This is a genomic window from Chryseobacterium sp. D764 (genome assembly GCF_019317325.1).
GTDB lineage: Bacteria > Bacteroidota > Bacteroidia > Flavobacteriales > Weeksellaceae > Chryseobacterium.
Map to the genome: position 1 here is coordinate 4,164,307 of NZ_CP079219.1, position 17,649 is coordinate 4,181,955.

Annotated in this window: 17 protein-coding genes; 5 read left to right on the forward strand and 12 right to left on the reverse strand. The window is 35.1% G+C overall.

Annotated elements, in window-relative coordinates:
• Positions 1 to 8: 8 nt before the first annotated feature.
• The 4 genes from recO to KYG33_RS19065 are packed head-to-tail and all read right to left on the reverse strand — an operon-like array spanning position 9 to position 4,673.
• The gene (recO, locus tag KYG33_RS19050; protein ID WP_077413956.1) at positions 9 to 695 is read right to left on the reverse strand and encodes a DNA repair protein RecO; all 687 of its coding nucleotides are present in this window, start codon (positions 693 to 695) and stop codon (positions 9 to 11) included.
• 3 nt (positions 696 to 698) lie between these two features.
• Positions 699 to 2,963 carry a hypothetical protein gene (locus KYG33_RS19055; protein WP_077413957.1) on the reverse strand — a complete coding sequence of 755 codons (2,265 nt, stop codon included), beginning with the start codon at positions 2,961 to 2,963 and terminating at the stop codon, positions 699 to 701.
• A 1-nt stretch (position 2,964) separates the two neighbouring features.
• Positions 2,965 to 3,915: a bifunctional metallophosphatase/5'-nucleotidase gene (locus KYG33_RS19060; RefSeq protein WP_077413958.1), complete on the reverse strand. Its 951-nt coding sequence runs from the start codon at positions 3,913 to 3,915 to the stop codon at positions 2,965 to 2,967.
• Complete coding sequence (locus KYG33_RS19065) at positions 3,915 to 4,673, reverse strand: 5'-nucleotidase C-terminal domain-containing protein (protein WP_219072245.1); 759 nt, start codon at positions 4,671 to 4,673, stop codon at positions 3,915 to 3,917. The genes KYG33_RS19060 and KYG33_RS19065 overlap by 1 nt, the downstream gene beginning before the upstream one ends.
• 107 nt (positions 4,674 to 4,780) lie before the next feature.
• Between KYG33_RS19065 and dapA the strand changes: the two genes are divergently transcribed.
• The 4 genes from dapA (at position 4,781) to KYG33_RS19085 (ending at position 7,586) form a co-directional block, all read left to right on the forward strand.
• Positions 4,781 to 5,653, forward strand: coding sequence for a 4-hydroxy-tetrahydrodipicolinate synthase (gene dapA, locus KYG33_RS19070; protein ID WP_077413960.1), 873 nt, complete (start codon positions 4,781 to 4,783; stop codon positions 5,651 to 5,653).
• Positions 5,654 to 5,766: 113 nt separating this feature from the next.
• Positions 5,767 to 6,279, forward strand: coding sequence for a GNAT family N-acetyltransferase (locus KYG33_RS19075; RefSeq protein WP_077413961.1), 513 nt, complete (start codon positions 5,767 to 5,769; stop codon positions 6,277 to 6,279).
• A 286-nt stretch (positions 6,280 to 6,565) separates the two neighbouring features.
• Positions 6,566 to 7,147, forward strand: a complete 582-nt coding sequence (locus KYG33_RS19080; RefSeq protein ID WP_077413962.1) for a helix-turn-helix domain-containing protein — start codon at positions 6,566 to 6,568, stop codon at positions 7,145 to 7,147.
• A complete protein-coding gene (locus KYG33_RS19085; protein ID WP_077413963.1) occupies positions 7,140 to 7,586 on the forward strand; it encodes a response regulator in 447 nt (148 codons plus the stop codon). Before KYG33_RS19080 ends, KYG33_RS19085 begins: the two co-directional genes overlap by 8 nt.
• Before the next feature lie 615 nt (positions 7,587 to 8,201).
• Here KYG33_RS19085 and recG read toward each other — a convergent pair.
• The 8 genes from recG to KYG33_RS19125 form a co-directional block, all read right to left on the reverse strand.
• The gene (gene recG / locus KYG33_RS19090; RefSeq protein WP_219072246.1) at positions 8,202 to 10,289 is read right to left on the reverse strand and encodes an ATP-dependent DNA helicase RecG; all 2,088 of its coding nucleotides are present in this window, start codon (positions 10,287 to 10,289) and stop codon (positions 8,202 to 8,204) included.
• A 160-nt stretch (positions 10,290 to 10,449) separates the two neighbouring features.
• Complete coding sequence (locus KYG33_RS19095; RefSeq protein WP_077413965.1) at positions 10,450 to 10,983, reverse strand: thioredoxin family protein; 534 nt, start codon at positions 10,981 to 10,983, stop codon at positions 10,450 to 10,452.
• A gap of 43 nt (positions 10,984 to 11,026) precedes the next feature.
• Positions 11,027 to 12,538 (reverse strand): peptide MFS transporter, encoded by a 1,512-nt coding sequence (locus KYG33_RS19100; RefSeq protein ID WP_077413966.1) that lies wholly within the window; start codon positions 12,536 to 12,538, stop codon positions 11,027 to 11,029.
• Positions 12,539 to 12,561: 23 nt separating this feature from the next.
• On the reverse strand, positions 12,562 to 12,774 hold the full coding sequence (locus KYG33_RS22640; RefSeq protein WP_219073272.1) for a PDDEXK nuclease domain-containing protein: 213 nt from the start codon (positions 12,772 to 12,774) through the stop codon (positions 12,562 to 12,564).
• Positions 12,702 to 13,157 carry a DUF1016 N-terminal domain-containing protein gene (locus tag KYG33_RS19110; protein WP_077413967.1) on the reverse strand — a complete coding sequence of 152 codons (456 nt, stop codon included), beginning with the start codon at positions 13,155 to 13,157 and terminating at the stop codon, positions 12,702 to 12,704. Before KYG33_RS19110 ends, KYG33_RS22640 begins: the two co-directional genes overlap by 73 nt.
• Before the next feature lie 62 nt (positions 13,158 to 13,219).
• Complete coding sequence (locus tag KYG33_RS19115) at positions 13,220 to 14,974, reverse strand: peptide MFS transporter (protein ID WP_180565202.1); 1,755 nt, start codon at positions 14,972 to 14,974, stop codon at positions 13,220 to 13,222.
• Between the two features lie 132 nt (positions 14,975 to 15,106).
• Positions 15,107 to 16,762: a peptide MFS transporter gene (locus KYG33_RS19120; protein ID WP_077413969.1), complete on the reverse strand. Its 1,656-nt coding sequence runs from the start codon at positions 16,760 to 16,762 to the stop codon at positions 15,107 to 15,109.
• A 161-nt stretch (positions 16,763 to 16,923) separates the two neighbouring features.
• On the reverse strand, positions 16,924 to 17,298 hold the full coding sequence (locus KYG33_RS19125; RefSeq protein ID WP_077413970.1) for a helix-turn-helix domain-containing protein: 375 nt from the start codon (positions 17,296 to 17,298) through the stop codon (positions 16,924 to 16,926).
• Positions 17,299 to 17,448: 150 nt separating this feature from the next.
• Here KYG33_RS19125 and KYG33_RS19130 point away from each other — a divergent pair, with 150 nt between their 5' ends.
• Positions 17,449 to 17,643, forward strand: coding sequence for a hypothetical protein (locus KYG33_RS19130; RefSeq protein ID WP_047382371.1), 195 nt, complete (start codon positions 17,449 to 17,451; stop codon positions 17,641 to 17,643).
• Positions 17,644 to 17,649 lie beyond the last annotated feature (6 nt).

A 17,649-nucleotide genomic window follows, 5' to 3' on the forward strand; every position in this document is an offset into this window, starting at 1 on the left:
AAATCGGCCTATTCAAATATCTGCTGGATAATTTCCAATGAGGCAGGTGTTTTGAAGTCTGTGATATGATAATGATAATATATCAGAAGGCTGTCCAGAAAATCTTTTCTTAATGAAGAGTGGATTTTTGTAGCATATAGATTTTCAGCACAAAGTGCTTCTTTCCATAATGTAGAAATTTCTTCATTGAATTGCTGATGACAGATTCCTAAGGAAAAAGTTCCGGTTTCCGGATCTAAAAACTTACCGTCACCCAACAGTGGAGCAACTCCCTGAATTTTTAAAACAGCCAGTAAAAAGAGCAGATGTGCCTGATAATTCCTGTTCGTTAGTTCATTGATAAAATGATTTATGCCGGTATAGATAGGAATATTTTTATCCTCATATTTAAGGATATGACTCAGGAAATCTGAAATAAAGAAAATAACGGTATTGACTTTTATATCTGTATAAATGTCATTATTTTTTACCAGTTCAAACTTTGAAACAGTTGGTATACCATTGCCACGGAGAGGTTGTATTGAAAAATTCAGATGGCTCAGGGGCAGCAGCAGGGCTTTCTTTTTGTTCTTTTTAGCATAAATTCCTTTCAGAAAATAGCTTTGAAAACCCTCTTCTTCAGTAAAACAATGCAATACAGCATCATTTTCTCCATATTTTATAAACGAAAGTAAAAAACCGTTTTGTGAATTCATTAATTAATTGACTACTCCTATTTTGGCTGTAGCTTTATCTGACCCATCTTCATTGGTCATCAGGACAAAGTACATTCCTGATGCTACTCTTACCCCTTTCTGATTATTAAGATCCCATTCATAATAACCTCCTCTTGCTACTGCAGAGTGTACAACATTTCCTGCTGCATCTACAATTCTTATATTCGTTTTTTCTGCAAGACCCTTAAGGGTAACTTTTCCTTTAAAATTAGAATATACAACAGGGTTAGGATATACTACAACATCACCGAAATTGGAAGTTACATCAGCAACATCACCCTGATATGTTACAATACCATTATATGTTACAAAATATACTTTCCCGGTTTTCTTATCAACTTTTATATCTGTAACACTGTTTGTAGGAAGAGGTGAATTTTCTTTAGTAAAATGTTTTATTGTTTTCTGGCCGTCAGCAGAAAGGTAATATACACCACCACCATCAATGGAAACCCATTTGTAATTTCCTTCGTCTACTGCGATCTGAAGAATAGCTGATTCCCTGAAAAGCTCTTCACCCAGTCCGTTTTGTTCTATGACTATAGGTTCTACTTCCGGCTGTGCATTTTTTATCTCAGATGCAGCATTAGGCATAATCCTTAAACCTCCGTCTGTACCGATCCATGCATCTCCGGACTTATCAAATGCTACAGATAAGATTCCTCCTGAACTATTAAATCCATTAGAAGAACCCAGAATATAATCTGTATCATCAGAAAGGTTGGTTGCATTTTTATAGTCATATACCCAAAAGTTGTTAGATCTCGGTAGCGGAGTCCACAGCATATTTTCATGGAAAACGGCCTTTTGTATACCATCACTGGCAAGAACTATTTTCTTGATGATAAAATCATCAGCGGCTTTATCATAGATTCCCATGGAAGGGTTTCCGTCATTAAATCCGAAGGAAACAAAAAGATTGTTCTGAGTATCTGTAGTCAATCCTACCGGACGTCTGTAGTAAGGCTGTGCACCGAGATTATAATACTTTACCAGATCAAAATCTTTGCTTGTGGCATTATATTTCATTCTGTAAACCCCATTATCCAACATTGTATAGTTAGTAAAGAGAACTTCATTACTGTTATAAGGACTTATAATAGCATCCAATACGTTGACAAAGACTGGACGATTTGGATTACTTTTATTGAAAAAAGAAGGATAAATCCAATCCGTACCGTTGAAATAATAAAATCCCGGTTCTTGTGGAATAATGGACGGGTGGTTGTAATTATTTGCTCTGGCACCAGAGGAAACCAGAAGCTGATTATTATCGAAAAGATTAATATTATAGGCAAAATTGTAGTAAGGGCCTGATGGTTTGAAAGTATTATTACTTTCATCCTTGATCCCTGATAATACGGTTCCTCCAAAAATTTTTCCACCAGCTGTTATTGCAGTGTTGCATTCTTCTCCAAGGCTTACCGCATTTTGTGATACCCCGTTTATTCCGTAGGTATACACTCTGTTGTCAGTAACTATAATATTATTAGATGTAACAACGATATCACGAATATTATCAAAGTTCGTAGGAAGCTGAGTCGGAGTACCGTTGTTGTAAAAATAGGCCGCTGTAGCTGATGAATATACAAGCTCAGATTCTGAATCTATATGCTTGAATGCTCCGGGAGCTTCCGTTGTCCATGTAGAATATACCGGGAAGGTAGTATTCAACTGATGGCTCTTCAATCCTGTATTGGTTACAGAGTATACCTTATTCCCGAATATGGTTGCTTCATTACTTGCTTCATACACCCCGCCAGTCAGGAAAAACGCAGAATCTCCGAATTCTTTATTGTTCAGATTAAATATGGAAAGTCCATAGCCTACAGAAATGACAGCCTGATTTCCGGTAATGGAAATATGATTGATTTTTTTATTTCCGTTATAGCCGGTAGCAATAGGAATATCAACAATATATTTGATTTCCTGTGGAGTGATAACATCCATGGAGCCGTTTTCATACCCAATAAGTCCTGTTTTAGTCTGTGGGTTGTAATCGAAGGCTGTTATTCCAATATTATGAAGGCCATTGGCCTTGGATAACTTCGTAATTTCTCCTGTTGATATTGTATAATAGAATATTCCGTTTTCTGTAGCTGCAATGATTTTCCCATTGTCTTCTTTCATAGCTAAGACTTTGTTATAGGAAAATACATCAGCCCATTTTTTCGATGAAATGACCTGCGCTTTTGTAAACTGCAGGGATGCTAAAATACCAAGAGAAATTATAGAGAGTTTTTTCATATTATGCGGTTATGCTGCTGTCTATTGCCTGATTGTTCCAGGAAATATGCTGTACGTTTTTGTTTGTATCAAAATAAAAATCTATTCTACCCAAAAGAAGACCTGCCCATCCTACCTGATTGACAAGTACGTTTTTGCCCTGTCTGTTGGTATAAGATTGAGGTTCCGGTAAAAATGTATGAGTATGGCCGCCCAGGATAATATCAATATTCTCTGTATTGGCCGCTAAAATTTTATCACTTATTTTATTCGGTTCATCTTTATAATCATAACCGATGTGTGAAAGACAAATTACCAGGTCACATTTCTGCTCTTTTTTCAGATAATTTGAATAATGCTGTGCTACGTCAATGGGATTGGAATAAACGGTTTCTCCATACTGTTTTTTACCTACAAGGCCGTCCAGTTGAATTCCCACTCCGAAAATTCCTACTTTAATTCCATTCTTGTTGAAGATCTTATACGGAGAAGTTTTCCCGTCAAGAATCGTATTTTTAAAATCATAATTGGAACAAATAAAAGGAAACTTCGCATTGGGAAGTACTTTTAAAAATCCATCAAGGCCATTATCAAAATCATGATTTCCCATGGTAGAGGCATCATATTTCATCATGGACATTAATTTAAACTCCAGTTCTCCTCCGAAGAAATTGAAGTAAGGAGTTCCCTGGAAAATATCTCCTGAATCAAGAAGCAGTACATTGCTTTCCTGATTTCTGATCTGCTGAATTAAGTTTGCCCTTCTTGCAAAACCTCCCTGATTAGGATTTTTTGTATAGCTTGCATCGAAAGGTTCTATTCTGCTATGCTGGTCATTGGTATGAAGAATAGTCAGTTTATTTGCGGATTTTAAATCAAGAATTTTCAACTCTTCCGCCATCATCATATTGGGAGCTAAAGCCATTGCCAAAGATCCGCCTCCTATTGCTTTTAAAAAACTTTTTCTATCCATTACTTCTTCCCGATAAAATTTAAACGAACATCTGAATTTACTACCACTTCAGGAGTCTTCTTAAAATAATCAATAAACAGATCTCTCATTTTAATTCCTGTTGAGATTGATTCTCCTTTTGCAAAGAATTTCATGTTGTCTCCTCCCAGTGCAAGATAGTCTGAAGTAGCAATATAATAGTCTTTAGCCGGATCTACTGCTTTTCCGTTGATCAGGGATTTGATTACCTGTCCGTTATTGGTCTCAATATATAAATGAGAAACAGGATTGTTGACCTGCGTTTTTGCATAATACTCAAAAAGTCCCTGTAAATCGGCTCCTTTCATTTTCACAATAACCACCTCATTTTCGAAAGGCATTACTTCAAATATATTTTTAAGTAAAATATCACCCTTTCCGATAGTGGTACGGATTCCTCCGATATTGATCAATGCAGCATCTACATTCTGCTTAAGATGAGTTTTTATCCATTCATTACCTCCTTCAAACGTATAGTCAGCTAAAAGATTGCCCAGATTGCTGTTGTCGCCCTGCTTTGTAAGATCCGCATTCGTGTGTGAGATCTTCTGGTTCATTTCTTTATCCAGTTTTTGCTTATAAGGCTCAATAAATTTTGCAAACTCCTCATCATTTTTTAGCTCATTATTAATAGAAATATTTTTCTGGGTCTTTACATCCGCAAGTTGCAGCGTAGAAGCTGTTTTGCATGCTGTAAGGGTTACCAGGGCAATTCCTATTAACAAGAATTTATTTTTCATAATATCTTTTAGTATATGCAAATATAACTATATGTATAATAAAACATTATTATTTATTGTAAATTCTTACTGTAAATTATTAAATTTGACAAAAATAATTCTAACAGATGAGCATTTTAAAAGGAGTAGGTGTTGCATTGGTAACGCCCTTTAATGAAGATTTATCCGTTGACTTTGATAGTTTAACAAAACTGGTTGAATACAATATCGAAAACGGAACCAATTATTTGGTAGTATTGGGTACTACGGCAGAAGCCGCAACGCTTTCTGCAGAGGAGAAGAAACAGGTAATTGAGCATATCATTAAGGTGAATAATAAACGTCTTCCTTTAGTTTTGGGAATTGGCGGCAACGATACTCTTGACGTTAAGAAACAGATTGAAGAAGCAGATCTTTCTGCATTTGAAGCAGTACTTTCAGTATCTCCTTATTACAATAAACCGAACCAGGAAGGTCTTTATCAGCACTATAAAGCTTTAGCTTCCACAGGGAAGAATATTATTATTTATAATGTTCCTTCAAGAACCGGTCAGAACGTAGAAGCAGATACTACCCTTCGTCTTGCAAAGGAATTTCCTAATTTATTCCTGATTAAGGAGGCTTCACCTAATATTTTACAGTATTTTGATATTCTGAGAAAGAAACCAGAAGGATTTTCATTGGTTTCCGGAGATGATGAATATACTTTACCCGTAACACTGGCAGGAGGAGATGGTGTGATTTCCGTAATCGGGCAGGCATACCCTAAAGAATTCTCTACCATGGTACAGCTAGCTTTTGAAGGAAAAGTGAAAGAAGCTTATGCAATTCACAATAAGCTGGTAGATATTACCCGTTTGATTTTTGCAGAAGGTAACCCTTGCGGTATTAAAGTAATACTGGCTGAAAAGGGAATCATTAAAAACTTCTTAAGACTTCCTCTGGTTGCTGCTTCAGAAGGTCTTCATGCAAAAATTAAAGCTGAAATGGCAAACATTTAATAATGAATTGAATTTTAATATCACTTTAAAATTCAGCATTTCATTATTGAAAAACATAAAGGGTGAAAAGTTTAGGCTTTTCACTTTTTTTAATCATAATAATACAATAAATCATGAAATTAAGACAGGCAACAGCCGTGGATGTCCCTTTAATTCAAGATCTGGCACGAAGATCGTGGGAAAATGCCTATGCAGACATTCTTTCAAAAGAACAAATGGAATTTATGCTTTCCGAAATGTATTCTGAAACAGAAATTCTGAACCACCTTCAGAATCCTAATTACCATTATTATCTCATTCAGGATGAAAATAATGACTCTTACGAAGGTTTTATCGGATATGAACATCATTATGAAGATAAAACAACCAAGCTGCACCGTATTTATCTTGTTCCGGAGAGTAAGGGTAAAGGATTCGGCAAAAAAGCACTTCAGTTTCTGCATGAAAAAGTTTCTGAAAACGGAAATGAAAGAATTATTTTGAATGTGAATAAAAATAATGCTGCCCGAAGCTTCTATGAGTCTCAAGGATACAGGGTTTATGGGGAAGGTATTTTCGATATAGGGAACGGATTTGTAATGGATGATTACATGATGGAATTTCTAATTCACTTATCATTGACTTAAAATTTTGTAACTTTATCCTGTAATTCTATAACAAGTGACTTCTTATTTTGAATGATCTTTGCTTCAGAACCAAATCACTTATAACAATACATTCATATGCTTGGTTTTGAGCTGACACAGCTTTTTATCAGTATATTTTTTTCATCCTTAGTGTTTAAATTCCTGTATTCTTAAATACAGGAGTTTTTGCGTCTATTTGGTAAAAATAAAAAATTTGCAACTATTTCACTTTTAAATGAAATAAATTATTATATTTACTAAATAAAACAGGCTTATATATACTAGGATGAAAATGTATGTTAAATTTGATTTCAATGCCCTTTGCAAGAAGGTATTGGACGAAAAACTTAAAGAACACGGGCTGAAGTACAGGTTGCTGAACTTCGGTGAAGTGGAATTTTATGAGCCCCTTACACAAGAACAACACAGTCTTTTTAAGAAAAATCTTGAAGATTATGGTATAGAAATCATAGAAAGTCAAAAGACTGCGTTGGTACAGAAAATAAAAGATGCTATCGTAGAACTGGTCTTTTCTGATGAGATTATACCGGTAAAAGCATCCATATATATTGCTGAAAAACTGAATCACAGCTATGGTTATCTTTCCAACCTATTTTCCGAAGTTGCTTATACATCTATTGAGAATTTTATTATTCTGCAAAAGATAGAGCACGCGAAAGCCCTGATCATAAGAAATAAACAAAGCCTTACAGAAATAGCCCATAAGCTGAATTACTCCAGTGTGGCGCATTTGAGCACCCAGTTTAAAAATACAACGGGAATCACTCCCTCCCAGTTTCAAAAGATTATTGGAAAACGAAGAAGAGCTCAAAGCACGGTAATAAACCCTAAAATGCAGTATGAATAAAGAATTTCTGAACGTAATAGTAGCAGATAACGATGAAAACACCTTGATTTTTTTTAAAAATATTTTGAAAGAGTTGAAAATCTCTATAAAAGTTCAATGCTTCTGTAACGGAAAAGATATGATGTTATATCTGAATAATGATGATGCCGTAGTTCCGGAAATTGTTTTCATAAAATACACGATCCCTGGAAAAGACAGCTTGGAATGCCTGGAAGAAATTGGAGCGAATTCAAAATTCAATAATATGGTAACGACCATTTTTTCTGAACCTATTTCGGAAAATGAAATTGAAGATATTTTTGTAAAAGGGGCCAATATTTTCATGAAAAAACCTGAGTCTTTTGAGAGTCTTAAAAAAGTACTTACAGAAATTATTACAATCAATTGGCAGTATCACACTTCAGGATTGAATAAAGATCATTTTATTCTAAAAGTATGATGAATAAAGGGATTTTTAATTTTGTATTAAGAAAGTATTAATCGTATTTGATGCATACTATTCACAAATAAGTGAAAATTTTATAACTAATACTTAAAATAATATAAAAAGGATCTGAATTAATATACTGACATTTGTAAAAGTAATCTGAGACACAAATTTCATTATATAGTAGAAGATACAGATGAATGAGAAGTAATTGTTTCTAAAAACAAAAATTATATAAATCACGATGTTAGTTAACAAAATGGATTATACTAATTTTCCAATTTTAAAGCATAGAAGATCTTTAAACAAAACGGTACAATCATGAAAACTCAAAAGTAGTTGGAGGTATTTTTATTCGTTTCATTCCCTCATCTCCAGCGAAACTCAGTTAGTTTTTATAATAAGCAAGTTGGAAAAAAATAATTCATTTTGTTTTTCATAATTTATTTTAATAGTTAAGGTTTTAGCTTATCTAAATATATATTGTTATATAGATATTTTCACACCACACCACATCACAAAATATTAAGCCTTAACTATTAAATAAATTTTTGAATATATCAAAAGTAATTTCTTCTAAATAACAGTTTTATAAGGGGGCCGCAGGAAGTATTTTCTGCGGTTTTTTTATGAAATTTTACTCCACTTGTTTTTTCCTTTGTAGTATCTGATATAATAGTTTTTAATGATCAGATTATCAGGTCTGGACAGCATCGGATCCGCTTCCAGAATTTTTTCTACCGTATTTTTTGTTGTTTTAATGATCGCCGAATCATTAATCAGGTCCAATCTCTTAAAATCTACCACACCACTTTGCTGGGTACCCAGAATATCTCCCGGACCACGAAGCTGCATATCCACTTCAGAAATTTTAAAGCCGTCATTGGTTTCAGTCATTGTCTTAATACGCGTTCTGCTTTCCTTCGACAATTTGTCTGATGTCATCAGGATACAGTAACTCTGTTCAGCACCTCTTCCTACACGACCTCTTAATTGATGAAGCTGTGAAAGTCCGAATCTTTCTGAACTTTCAATAACCATTACGGAAGCATTAGGGACATTTACTCCAACTTCAATTACTGTAGTTGCCACCATAATTTCAGCTTTTCCCGAAGCAAAATAAGCCATTGCCGCGTCTTTTTCGTCCGGTTTCATTTTCCCATGAAGCATGGTCACGTTGTATTCTGAGAAATAATCCATGACATGTTCCAAACCTTCCACCAGATTTTTGTAATCTAAGGTTTCAGATTCTTCAATAAGCGGATATACAAAATAGACCTGCCGGCCTTTTTTAATCTCATCTTTACAGAAATTATAAACATATAGTCTGTCTTTTTCACGTCTGTGAGCCGTAATGATAGGTTTTCTTCCTACAGGCATTTCATCAATCACAGAAACATCCAGATCTGAGTAAAAACTCATCGCAAGTGTTCTCGGAATAGGAGTAGCGGTCATCACCAGAATATGAGGCGGAATTTTGTTTTTGGCCCAAAGTTTAGCACGCTGAGCAACTCCAAACCTATGCTGTTCATCAATAATTGCTAATCCCAGATTTTTGAATTTAACCTTATCTTCTAAAACTGCATGGGTTCCTACCAGGATTGAAAGTGTACTATTTTCCAATTCTTCATGGATAATTCTCCTTTCCGCTGCTTTGGTAGAACCGGTCAGAATACGGATGTTGATTCCGGTTTTTTCTAGCAGTTCCTTGATACCATTATAATGCTGCTGGGCAAGAATTTCTGTTGGAGCCATCAAGCAACTCTGAAAACCATTGTCCATAGCAATAAGCATGGTTAACAATGCCACCATCGTTTTCCCTGATCCTACATCACCCTGTAAAAGCCTGTTCATCTGAATCGGCCTTTTCATATCAATACGGATTTCCTTTAATACCCTTTTCTGTGCATTGGTAAGCTCAAAAGGAAGGTGGTTTTCGTAGAAATCGTTAAAATGATCCCCAATAATTGGGAAAGGGTTGCCATGAGCCTGTGTTTTATGGTGAAGCTTTTTTAAGCCATATCCTAATTGAAAAAAGAATGATTCTTCAAATTTCAACCTGTAATTAGCCTTATCAAAATGCTCTTTATCTTTCGGAAAATGAACATTCAGAAAAGCATGCTGCCTGGACATGAATTTAAAGGTTTTCATGAGGTATTCCGGAAAATTCTCTTCAATAAGACCCGGAATTTCTTTGCAGATATTTTTCAATGCATTCTGAAAAAATCTTTGACTTAATCCTCTTTTAGTTAGTTTTTCTGAACTCGGATAAATAGGTTTAAGTCTTGTATCTCCTTCTTTACTTTCTTCAGCTTCTATTTCCGGATGCGGCATAGAAAACTGGCGGTTGAAAACATTGATTTTCCCAAAAATATAAACCTCCTTGTTAATAGGAAGCTGTTCTTTCAGCCATTTTGAATACTGGAACCATACCAGATCCATGCTGCCTGTTTCATCATTGAATTTCGCAGATAATCTTTTAGTCTTCCCAGTCTGGATTTCCTGAACATGAGTGATTCTTCCCCTCAATTGTATTTCCTGGCTGCTTTCTTCCCGAAGCTGAGAAACGGTATAAATTTTACTTTTATCCAGATAGCGGATAGGGTAGAAGTTCAGCATATCTTCAACAGTAGTCAGGCCCAATACACTTTTAATAAGTTTGGCTCTTTCCGGGCCTATGCCTTTTACGTATTCTATGGAGGTTTCGAGATTCATTTTTCAGATTTCAGGATGCGGGTTTTTGAATTTTTTGATCCTTATTTTTTGACAAAAGAAATAAAGGTTCGAATTTCGGTAAAATTAAAAAGACTTCCAAAAAATTGGAAGTCTGTATGGTGAATTTTTAAAATTAAATCCGAAAATCCGGATCTCTATATTAATCTTTGATTTTAGATTTAAACTTTTTCTGGTAATCTTCCCATTGTTCTCTGGTTTTAATCTTTTTGAACAAATCTTTTGAGATCAGTTCCAGGTAGGGTTCCAGTTCTTTGGCTGATAATTCTCCCTGAAGAATGGTGATAGGATCTCCATGCTCATCCAGAAATACTGTGCTTGGAACAGCACCTACATTCATATACTGTGTAAACTCATGCAGTGAATTTTTTCCTTTTCTGTGCTCGGTATTAGGGTTTGAAAATGTTCTTCCGAAGATATCAATACTCTTTTTTTCTTCTGCATTAAACTTTACAGGATAATAATTCTCGTTCAGATTCTGAGCAATTACAGGATGTCCGTAAGTTTTTTTGTCCATTATTTTACATGGGCCGCACCAGTCTGCATAAAAATCAATCAGTATTTTTTTAGGATTTTCTTTTTGGGCTTTTAAAGCTTCCTCAATGGTCATCCACTTTACCTGGGCAAAACTGAAATTTAATAAAACTAAGAGAATTATGCTTAAAAATTTCTTCATATTGTGATATTTAGGTAAAAATAAGCATAATTACTTATTCTTTTTATTTTACATCCTGCATTAATTTTTTCACGTACGGAGATATCAAAATTAATACCACTCCGGCAATTATTGCATATAATCCTAATTGTTTATATCCATCAGTATAAGTGATCAATTCATCATAGTTGGTGGAACCTTCTTTTGCCGTAGCAAGACTGGCTCCGATAATCCCTGCAACATACTGTCCATACGCAGAAGCAAGAAACCACATTCCCATCATCATCCCCTGCAGATTCTTGGTAGACAGTTTGGTCATAATAGATAATCCGATAGGAGAGAGGCATAGTTCACCAAGAGTAATGATTAATAATGCCAGGGTAAAGAAATTCAATGAAGTAATTCCCTGAAGGTCTGCGAACAATCGGGTAGCAAATAGGGCATAATATCCTAATCCCAGGAAAATAAATCCTAATCCGAATTTAATAATGGTATTAGGTTCAATTTTTCTCTTATTCAGCCAAATCCAAAGAAGTCCGATAATTGGAGCAAGGAAAATAATAAAGAAAGCTCCTCCAGAGTTATTCACACCATTAGGGTCTAATCCGAAAAGATCCTTGTTCAGGTTCTTAGCTGCAAAAATACTTAAAGAGCCTCCACTTTGTTCGTAAATTCCCCAGAATATGATGGAGAAAATAATGAAAACCAGAGCTGCCCATAACTTTTTACGTTCTGAAGCTGTTACTTTGGACATTTCATAGAATAGATAAATTAAGGTTAATGGCCCAATGGTCCACATGAAATAATCTGTATATTCTGTCTGAGCAACCATGATCATAATAATGGGTACAAAAACCAGTGACAATACATATACTCCGTATTCTTTCCATTTTGGTATAGGAGCTGTTTTTTCTTCTGCCAAAGGATGTCCCGGCTGTAGACCAATAGTGCCCAATGTTCTTTGTGTAAATACAAAATTAATTAAACTTATCACCATTACGATCGAAGCCAGTCCGAAAGCAATATGCCATCTCATTTCTTCTGCAATAATATTACTTAGGAATTCTCCTTTACCAATGGCAATACACAAATAACCACCTAATAATGCCCCAAGATTAATTCCTGCATAGAAAAGCGAAAAGCCTGCATCAGCCCTTGAATCATTAGGTTTATAAAGTTGTCCCACCATGGATGAAATATTAGGTTTAAAGAAACCTGTACCCACTACGGTGAATGCTATTCCGAGGAAAAAGAATTTATGAGGATCTGTAGCAAGAATTAAACTTCCTACAATCATCAGGAGACCTCCCCAGAAGAGGGATTTTCTGAATCCTAAAATTTTATCGGCAAAAAGACCTCCTATAAAAGTAAAGGCATATACGAAAGCCTGAGTGGCGCCATATTGAAGGTTGGCTTCCTTTTCATGGAAATTAAGCTGTGAGATCATAAAGAAGACCAGCATTCCACGCATTCCGTAGAAACAGAAACGTTCCCACATTTCAGAGAAAAAAAGGCTCCAGATCTGTCTGGGATATTTTCCTTTGAAATCTTGTATTTCATCTAAAGTTAAGCTCATAATGATATATGATTAAGTTCTAATTAAGGGTTTTTATCTTTCTGATCCAGTTCAAAACGGATTCTGTCCTGGTCAATAATTTGTTTTAATTCTTCTTCTTTTGGGAGGTACAGCAGGTATTTGCTGGCGAATAAATTGTTTTTATCATTTAGAACGGAATACTTTACAATGGTCTCATCCTTTTCTGAGCATAGTAGAATTCCGATAGTTGGGTTATCAAATCCCTTACATTCCAGTTATTTTGTACTGACTCATTCAGATAATAGTATCTTTTATCTTTATTATCTTGGTTTGAGAGTAATCTGTAATGAGACCAGCTCAATTGTTGAGACAATGTGTCAACAATTGGAAATGCTGTGTAAAACTTCCGCATATTAGATAGGTTGGTGTAGTCAAAGCCTTTTCCAAATTCTAAAGTAAACTTTTGAGAAAGCTTTTTGAGCGTATATTTTCCGTATTCTGCACGTTCTTTTCCCTGTTGCTCATCTTCCACAATAAGTTTTCCGATTTTCCAGTAGGTGAGCAGTAAAGTAGAATTCGCTATCCGAAAAACTTTTTCGCGCGACTGCTTAATGATCTCCTTTACGGATTGGAATAAAAAATCTTCGGAAATTTCCATCGTACGAAAATAAAAAAAACCTCTGACTTAGCAGAGGTTTTATTCATATTTTGTTAATACACTTAGTTTACACCATGCATCATTTTCTTTAAGATAGGTGAAATTAAACCTAAGATTACAGAAGCAATACCACAAAGTACTACGAATACCATGAAGAATTCGAATAAGTTGTGAATCTCAAATCCTACAAAAGTAGGGTTGTGTAATGGTAACTGAGCTTTATCAAAGGCAGCTACCTGGTCAGCTGTTAAGGTTACTTTTTTATCCAAAACATCCTGTAGGTTAACTCCTATTTCCTGTGCTTTTGTAAATTTATCACCTGTTGCAGGGATAAGAGCTCCTAATGAACCTGCCAAAGCGTATCCTGCAGCATTAGAGATAAAGAAAACACCATATAATAATGAGGCAAATCTTTTTGGAGCCAGTTTACCAACCAATGATAAACCAATCGGAGAAAGACAAAGCTCACCACAAGTCTGGATGAAATAGAGTAGCATTAACCATTTGATTGCTAATAATCCTGAGTTTCCAAGATCTTTTACATTGTGTGCAATGATAAAATAAGAAAGAGCTATTAACGCTAATCCCATTGCTTGCTTGAATGGAGATACCGGTTCTTTTCCTTTTGCTCTTAGCTTATCCCAACACAAACTGAAAGGAACTGCCAATAGAACTACGAAAATTCCGTTAAAGATCTGAACCATTGAAGGTGGCATATTCCAACCGAAAATGTTTCTGTCTGTTTGGTTATCTGCGATAAATGTTAAAGAAGAACCTGCCTGTTCGAATGCAGCCCAGAAGAAAATAATAAAGAATGATACGATATAGATTACCCAGATTCTCTGTCTTTCAATTTTGTTTTCAGCAGAACTCATGATCAGGAATGCTAAGGAAATACCGGCTGCATAGATGAATGGATAAATAATTCCTTTGATCAATTGACCCATTTCTACTGCTTTAAAGCCAAATTCTCCTACAAGAAGATATCGGAAAGCAAAGAATAAAATCACAAATATAATTCCAGTAATACCTAAAGACATTCCTGAGAATTTAGCAGTCTGCGTTTCTCCTTCTTCAAAGTCTGCACTTGTATTGTTTTTAGGCAATCCTCCGATAGGTCTTCCTTCAGGGGTTACTACATATTTATTTTTAAGGATAAAGAATGTTATTGTTCCGATTATCATTGCAATAGAAGCAGCTAAGAATCCCCATTTGAAAGCAAAGATATCTCTTACTCCAGTCGCAGCATCTTTTACGTCTCCTACGTATGGACAGATAAACTGACCTAAGAATGCTCCAATGTTGATCCCCATATAGAAAATAGTGAAAGCTGAATCCAGTTTAGACTTTTCCTGTTTTGGATAAAGACTTCCTACCATTGAGGAAATGTTCGGTTTGAAGAATCCGTTACCAAAAATAATAACGAATAAAGCTAACCACATGATCATTTTGGAACTACCCAGATCTGCGGAGAAGGTAGAGGCACTGATGAATAATAGAAACTGGCCAATAGCCATTAATGATCCACCAATAATGATTGCAAATCTGTTTCCGATATACTTATCAGCAATAAACCCTCCTAAAAGAGGTGTTAAATAACATAAAGCTAGAAATCCACCATAGATGATCGCCGCATCAGCTTCTTTTATTAATAAGGAATTTACCATGAAGAGCGTCAAAAGTGCTCTCATCCCATAAAAGTTGAAACGCTCCCACATTTCTGTTCCGAAAAGAACCCATAATCCTTTAGGATGCCTGGAATTCTTATTCTCTACAAATTCATCCGGTTTCGGACTCAATGCTTCAATATTATCCATTTCTATTGTTAATTTTTGTTAAGACTGACAAATATAGTTTATTTTGGGTTTTTGGCAAGGTTTTAATTTTATTTTTAAATAAAAAAGCTGCGGAACTATTCCACAGCTTGCTAATCGTTATAATATCAAGGATTAATGTCCTTTTTCTTTCATAATTTTGTTCAGTCTTTTTAACATAGAAAGACCTAAAAGTGTAGCAAATATTAACAAACCGAAGTTGACAAGGAAGTAATTCGTCTTGTTTTCGTAATTATACCACGTACTTGCCAGGATTCCGGAAAGCTTATTTCCCACAGAGTTGGCAAGGAAGAATCCTCCCATCATCAATGCGGTGATCCTTGCAGGGGAAAGTTTTGAAACAAATGAAAGTCCCATTGGAGACAAACATAATTCCCCGATGGTAATTACTCCATAGCTGGCAACAAGCCATAGAGGAGATACTTTTACAGCTCCGTTATCTCCAGCCATTACTGCTAAAACCATTACCAGACAGGAAAGTCCTGAAATAAATAATCCTAAAACAATCTTGGTAGGAGTCAGGGGTTCTTTTCCTTTTCTTCTCAATAATGCCCAGAATCCAACGATCACTGGAGTCAGAGCAATAACCCAGAATGGATTGATAGACTGGAATAATTCTGTATTGTATAAATATACTTTGTTTTCAGGGTTTTTCTCAAGGGCAACACGCTGTTCAGAAGAAATGTTTTTAAAATAAACATCTTTGCCTGTTTCTTTCTTAGTTTCTCCTTTGTCATCCTTTTGAGATCTGAACTGATTGTCATAAACCGGAGTTTCTTTGTTTTCATAGCTCTTGCCTTCCACCATATAAATACCTTCCAATGGTTTTTCAAGAGAAGCAGGAACACTTCTGTCCGTATAATAATTCGCCCATCTCGTTAAAGCTGTACCATTCTGTTTGAAAACAGCCCAGAAGAACATACTGATCAGGAATACAGAAAGTAATGCTCCGATAGAAGCTTTTTCATCTGGTTTAGCTTTAAAGTAAAGAGATGCATAGAAGTAGATTACAGGTACACATGCAAAAATAAAGGCATCTGTACTGTCACTTCCAAAAATATTGTTAGGAATAAACCAACCTATTGCTCCTGCAATAATAGCAGGAACAAATACTTTAAGCATAATTTCCGAAAGCTTGGTATCTCCTTCCTGTACAGGTTTCATCTGTGCAGCATGGATATAATGCTTTCTTCCGATGGTAAAAATCACCATACCAATAAGCATTCCCACTCCGGCAGTAATGAAAGCCTCACCCCAGCCAAATTTATTACGCATAAATGCCGCAATAATGTTACAGATAAATGCTCCAATATTGATTCCCATATAGAAAATATTATATCCGGAGTCTTTATTAGCTTTATACGGTTCCTCAGAATAAAGGTTTCCTAATAGCGTTGAGATAGTAGGTTTAAAGAAACCATTTCCAATAATAATTAATGCCAGTGAAGCATAAAACAGAGGCAAATCTTTAAACACTCCCATTCCTATATATCCGGCAGCCATTAAAAAGCCTCCCAGATAAATAGATTTAATATATCCTAAAACTCTGTCTGCCAGGAATCCACCAATGAAAGGAGTCAGATAAGTTAAGGCAATATAAGTTCCGAAAATATCATCAGCAGTTTTGTCAGGCAGTCCAAGGCCCCCTTTCATACCGGTAGGCTCAATAACATACAGCACAAAGATTCCAAGAATCAGGTAATACCCGAAACGTTCCCACATCTCCGTAAAAAAGAGGAAGGGCAGGCCTTTAGGATGTTTAGTCTTCATATATTCAATTTTCAAATTTCCCAAAAATAAGTTTTTAATTTTAATTGATAAAATAAATAATACTTGCCTAAATGATTAATGAAATAAATATAAAATCCCTTTCAAGAAAATTGAAAGGGAGGGTGATTATTCATGAATGATTATATTATATATAGAAGATTCTATGAGCTAAAATCATTTTGAGATTTTAGTATTTGATTTTCTTCATTTAATTCACAAATCTTTTGTTTTAGAAAATCAATGTAGTCCTGTAAATTTTCAATGATTGAATAATTGAAATTTTGGATGTACTGATATTGAGCAGAGTCTTTGAATGTGGAATTTTTATTACTGAACACCATTTCTTCCTCTTCTTTAATATCAGAAATAGAAACACTGAGAGATTCAGCTATTTTCTTCCATTCATCTTCATGTATTCTGACCTCGCCCCGTTCTTTCCGGGAATAATTTGAAGGATCAGTAGATAAAATTTTTGCCATCTTCTCTTGAGAGATGCCTTTGAGTTTTCGTAGGTTTTTTAGTTTTTCTTGCTTCATGATTCTTAATGTCTATTGCAAATATGCAAAACATGTACATGTTTTGCAAGAAATTTGCCAAAAAAATACCTGATCTATTTCTCTTACTAGAGATTTTAATTTATAGTTTTGAAAAGTCAATAATGACACAGAATATTTAATTAAAACATTATGAAAAACAATTCTTTGAAAATGAAGAAAGCAAGTCTATCCAGAAATGAATTAAGATCACTTAAAGGAGGGAAAATAGGAAACGGAGGAGGAACTATTATCGGAATCGGTGGTGGAGAAGTAGAGTGCGGATGTGTACAAGCTGGTTGTGCTGGAGATGGTAGTGCAAGATGCGGAGGAGGATGTTGTAACTAAAATTAA

What these genes read in the sequence shown, in the direction of transcription:
- KYG33_RS19100 (WP_077413966.1), bottom strand. Translation starts at nt 12,538, where the DNA reads ATGAGCTTAACTTTAGATGAAATACAAGATTTCAAAGGAAAATATCCC.
- KYG33_RS19115 (WP_180565202.1), bottom strand. Translation starts at nt 14,974, where the DNA reads ATGGATAATATTGAAGCATTGAGTCCGAAACCGGATGAATTTGTAGAG.
- dapA (WP_077413960.1), top strand. Translation starts at nt 4,781, where the DNA reads ATGAGCATTTTAAAAGGAGTAGGTGTTGCATTGGTAACGCCCTTTAAT.
- KYG33_RS19055 (WP_077413957.1), bottom strand. Translation starts at nt 2,963, where the DNA reads ATGAAAAAACTCTCTATAATTTCTCTTGGTATTTTAGCATCCCTGCAG.
- KYG33_RS19110 (WP_077413967.1), bottom strand. Translation starts at nt 13,157, where the DNA reads ATGGAAATTTCCGAAGATTTTTTATTCCAATCCGTAAAGGAGATCATT.
- KYG33_RS19120 (WP_077413969.1), bottom strand. Translation starts at nt 16,762, where the DNA reads ATGAAGACTAAACATCCTAAAGGCCTGCCCTTCCTCTTTTTTACGGAG.
- KYG33_RS19125 (WP_077413970.1), bottom strand. Translation starts at nt 17,298, where the DNA reads ATGAAGCAAGAAAAACTAAAAAACCTACGAAAACTCAAAGGCATCTCT.
- recG (WP_219072246.1), bottom strand. Translation starts at nt 10,289, where the DNA reads ATGAATCTCGAAACCTCCATAGAATACGTAAAAGGCATAGGCCCGGAA.
- KYG33_RS19095 (WP_077413965.1), bottom strand. Translation starts at nt 10,983, where the DNA reads ATGAAGAAATTTTTAAGCATAATTCTCTTAGTTTTATTAAATTTCAGT.
- recO (WP_077413956.1), bottom strand. Translation starts at nt 695, where the DNA reads ATGAATTCACAAAACGGTTTTTTACTTTCGTTTATAAAATATGGAGAA.
- KYG33_RS19060 (WP_077413958.1), bottom strand. Translation starts at nt 3,915, where the DNA reads ATGGATAGAAAAAGTTTTTTAAAAGCAATAGGAGGCGGATCTTTGGCA.
- KYG33_RS19080 (WP_077413962.1), top strand. Translation starts at nt 6,566, where the DNA reads ATGAAAATGTATGTTAAATTTGATTTCAATGCCCTTTGCAAGAAGGTA.
- KYG33_RS19130 (WP_047382371.1), top strand. Translation starts at nt 17,449, where the DNA reads ATGAAAAACAATTCTTTGAAAATGAAGAAAGCAAGTCTATCCAGAAAT.
- KYG33_RS19085 (WP_077413963.1), top strand. Translation starts at nt 7,140, where the DNA reads ATGAATAAAGAATTTCTGAACGTAATAGTAGCAGATAACGATGAAAAC.
- KYG33_RS19075 (WP_077413961.1), top strand. Translation starts at nt 5,767, where the DNA reads ATGAAATTAAGACAGGCAACAGCCGTGGATGTCCCTTTAATTCAAGAT.
- KYG33_RS19065 (WP_219072245.1), bottom strand. Translation starts at nt 4,673, where the DNA reads ATGAAAAATAAATTCTTGTTAATAGGAATTGCCCTGGTAACCCTTACA.